Origin of the sequence: Aeromonas sp. 1HA1, assembly GCF_029237385.1 — a bacterium.
Classification (GTDB): Bacteria; Pseudomonadota; Gammaproteobacteria; order Enterobacterales; family Aeromonadaceae; genus Aeromonas; species Aeromonas popoffii.
Map to the genome: position 1 here is coordinate 1 of NZ_JAACGC010000215.1, position 645 is coordinate 645.

Consider the following 645-nt stretch of genomic DNA (forward strand, 5'->3'; position numbering starts at 1 on the left):
TCGTGTTCAAGCGGGGTTGGATTAGTCATGCAGGGTCACCACCAGTTTGCCAAGGCGCGGGATGGCCAGCCCCGAGACGATGTCACTCTCCCCAAAGCGCAGGCTCTGCAGCTGCGGGAACTGGCTGTGCAGCTCGCGGGCAAGCTGGGAGAGCGAGAAGCGAGAACGCGGCCAGGTACGGGTGACGGCCGGAAAGTCCGCAGACTGACGAAACGCCGCCTTGACCAGGTTCTCGGCGCCGGTTTTAAGGGCGGCCTTCTGCTCGGCGCTGAGGTTGGGCTGGGGCCAGAGCGCCAGCGTGAGGCTGTGCTGGGTCTCGGGGATGCTCAGCACGAACAGGTCATCGCCGTGGCCATGGTTGCCCTGGCGGCCCACGTAGTCGTTGAGCTGGTCAATCAGGCTGGCCGGGGTGGCGCCCACCTCCAGCAGGATGTAGGCGTTGGCGGTCCCCGGACCCCGGGGGGCTTCATGCTCGAAGAAGATGTGGTCGGCCCGAATGCCGGCGACGCTCGCCAGCATGGAGCGGTAAATGGCGTCGATGTGATAACGCCCCACCGCCGAGAACTGGTTCTGGATGCGCAGGCCCAAAGCGTCATTGCCCTCGGCATCGGCGCCCTGGGTGGTTATCCACTCCCTGTCATCGTT

At 65.3% G+C, this 645-nt stretch carries 1 protein-coding gene; it reads right to left on the reverse strand.

Annotation, left to right across the window (positions count from 1 at the left end):
• Positions 1 to 21: 21 nt before the first annotated feature.
• Positions 22 to 645, reverse strand: a 624-nt coding sequence (locus tag GWQ22_RS21750) for a baseplate J/gp47 family protein (RefSeq protein WP_275931657.1), incomplete at its 5' end; no start/stop codon positions are given.